At 69.7% G+C, this 2,848-nt stretch carries 4 protein-coding genes; all 4 read right to left on the reverse strand.

Features of this window, described 5'->3' with window-relative positions:
• Positions 1-1,165, reverse strand: a 1,165-nt coding sequence (locus EFK10_RS14965; protein ID WP_127356187.1) for an AAA family ATPase, incomplete at its 3' end; no start/stop codon positions are given.
• Between the two features lie 28 nt (positions 1,166-1,193).
• Entirely contained in the window at positions 1,194-1,616 is a 423-nt protein-coding gene (locus EFK10_RS14970; protein WP_127356188.1) for a hypothetical protein, read from the reverse strand.
• A 214-nt stretch (positions 1,617-1,830) separates the two neighbouring features.
• Entirely contained in the window at positions 1,831-2,403 is a 573-nt protein-coding gene (locus EFK10_RS14975) for a hypothetical protein (RefSeq protein WP_127356189.1), read from the reverse strand.
• Between the two features lie 153 nt (positions 2,404-2,556).
• On the reverse strand, positions 2,557-2,817 hold the full coding sequence (locus tag EFK10_RS14980) for a hypothetical protein (protein WP_127356190.1): 261 nt from the start codon (positions 2,815-2,817) through the stop codon (positions 2,557-2,559).
• Between the last annotated feature and the right edge of the window lie 31 nt (positions 2,818-2,848).

A 2,848-nucleotide genomic window follows, 5' to 3' on the forward strand; every position in this document is an offset into this window, starting at 1 on the left:
CGGGCGTGCGCTTGGCGGCGGCCGGCTTGGCGGCGGCGCGCTTGCGGGCCGGGCGGCGCGGCGGCTCGGGTTCGGCCTCGTCGTCGTCGGGCTCGTCGTCGTCCTCGTCGTCGGCCTTGCGCTGCGCGGCGGCCCGCAGCTTGTCGGCGTCGCTGACCGGACCGCCCTGGCCCATCTCGGTGCGCGGGTTCTCGACCTCGGCGACCTTCCGCTCGATCGCCGCGCGGATCGCGACGACCTCGACGCGGGCCAGTCCGGTGTCGTTCTCGGCCGCGTCCCACCACAACTGCCGTAGCTGCTCGACGTCCTGCAGCTCCATCACGTCGTGGCCGTCCAGCCACTCCTGCACCCGGTCGCCGACCAGGGCGGGCATCTGGCGGGGCTGAGACTCCACCGAGCAGCCGAGCCTGTTGAAGACCAGGTCCTCGATGGTGAAGTCGGGCAGCGTGAGCGGCTGGCCGTCCTCGACGCGCAGGCGCAGCGAGCGGGCCTTGATGACCTGCGGGGCCTTGCCGCGGCGCATGCGCACCCACACCGAGCAGTCGAACGCCAGGTCCTTCTGGGCCTGGACCTTCCACTCCTTCAGGACGCGGCCGCGGTCCATGACGGGCTGGCCGCCCTCGTCGATGGCGGTGATCTGCTTGCCCCGGGCGGTGATGATGGCGATGCCGGGGAAGGTCTGCAGCAGGTGGATGACGTCCATCCACCGCTCGGTGGCGTCGTTCCACAGGTTCATGCCGACCTTGATCGCGGCGTCCGGGTCGTCCTGCAGGAGCTCTGCGTTGCTCTTGCCGCGCCGGGCGCGCTCGTTGGTCCAGTTCTTGAGCATCCGCCACAGCGAGGTGCCCGAGTCGATGGACAGCACCACCGGCGGTTCGCCGGCGGCCGCGGCCCGGCGGGCTTCGAGGTACACGGCCCGGACCTGCTCCAGGATGTCCCGGTAGGAGCCGTCGTGGTCGATGATCAGGTAGTCGGCGCCGGGGATCGCCGCGTACTCATCCGCGCTGCCCTCCGCCAGGTCGATCCAGTACATCTGGCCGATGCGGTCGGAGGCGGAGAACGCTGCGGCGCTCCAGGTCTTGCCGGCGCCCTCCTCCCCTTCGACGAGGATCAGGGGCCAGGGCACGATGCCGGTGGGTCTGCGGGTTTTGAGCTGTAGGGCCATCAGGGCTTCTCCAAGAAGTTGAGTGGTCTCATGCGGTGCGCAGGGCCCTGGTCTCGAACAGCGGGTCCCACTCGGGGCGTTGTTCGTTCAGGAGCCGCACGTACCGGCTGCGGAAGTTGTTGTTGAGCCGGAAGGCGTCGCCTTGGGTGGCCTGTCCGTAGCGCCAGCGCAGGAGCTCGAAGAGCATCCCGACGCCGACGCGGGTGAAGCCCTTGGCGACGCAGTCGGCGGTCAGTGCCTCCAGGTGCCGCAGCACCCACGGGTTGAGGGCGTGGAACGCCTCGAACCGCTGCTGGATGGACTGGCCGGGATGGGTGGCGGGCAGCTGCACGGGCTGGATGTCGTCCAGGCCGGGCAGCTGCTGCTGGATGGCCCGGCCGGGGTGGCCGGGCCACTGCTGGACGGGCTGGCTGCCGTCCAGGCCGGGCAGTTGCTGCTGCTGGTAGGGCACGAGACCCCCGAAGTGCGTACACGCTGGATTGGTGTGGCACATCTTTATGGATCGGCGTCGCGTGATCAACCAGCAGGCTGCCTCCAGGCCCGCGCCGGCGGGTCGGCGAACGGGCCGCGCCTGCGGTGGTGCGCATGCATTCCTCCCAAAGCAAGGGCGCGCCGCCCTTTGCGACGCTGCTCTCATTCTAGCCGATGAAGGGAGGTGCGTCCAGCTACTTTCCGCAGGTCAGAGCACGTTTCGCGGCGAGTCCGCGCGGGACTATGACGGAGCCGGGACCGGCGTACCGCTTCTGCCGCAGCGCCGCCTCCACCTTCGGGTCAACCGCCCACATCACGGTGCGGGACCTCGCCCGGATCGCCGGCGCCGCCTCGATCAAGGTGTCCAGCAGCCACAGCGGCGACCCCGACAGCCGGTAGTCCGCCGGCGCGAACCGGCCCTGCCGCACCACCGCCGACAGGTTCTGCTGACTGGACAGGCCGAACAACTGCGTCGCCTCCTGCAGGCCCACCAGCGGCGGCACTTCCTCCACGCTCGCCGCCCACACCCCAGGCTCCTGCTCGGCGACGATCCGCTGCAGCGCCCCCTGGTCCAGGCCCTTGGACCGCGCCGTCATCTGCCGGAAATCCCGCACGAACGACAGCAGCCAGTACGCCGACCCCGAGACGATCACCGCACGGTCGTAGTTCAGCACCCCCCGCGCCAGCCAGTGCGTGACCATCGTGGGCTGCACCCCGTACACCGCTGCGAACTCCTGCCTGCCTGCCAGGAACACCTTCTTCGGCATCGCCGACCCCCTCTCACCTCGCATGATTGCCCTTAGATTCTAACCAACGTGGGCTGACGGGGCCGAGTTCGCCGAGTGCTACGCTTACGGTCTCCAAGAGGTTGAGGCCCCCACCGCGTGCGGTGGGGGCCTTGCTCTTTGTGTCGACCCGGGTCAGCCGAGCGGCGCGCGCTGCCCGTCCTGGTACTGCGGCGGCGCAGCCCAGCCCAGCAGCCACCCGAAGCGGGCGCTGACGTGCAGCTCGGCCCAGCGGAACACCACGTAGTAGCCGGCGGCGAACGCCGACGTCTCCAGCGACACCAGGACGGTGCCGTCCAGGTGTATGCCCAGGTACACAGCTACCTGGACGATCAGCCACCCGGCGATGATCGGCGCGAGGGTCCGCACCAGCGACAGCAGATAGTTGTAGAGCACTCTGTTACTCCTTGGGTTGGCGGGCGATACC

This window comes from Streptomyces soli (assembly GCF_003999195.1).
In the GTDB taxonomy this organism is placed as follows: Bacteria; Actinomycetota; Actinomycetes; order Streptomycetales; family Streptomycetaceae; genus Actinacidiphila; species Actinacidiphila soli.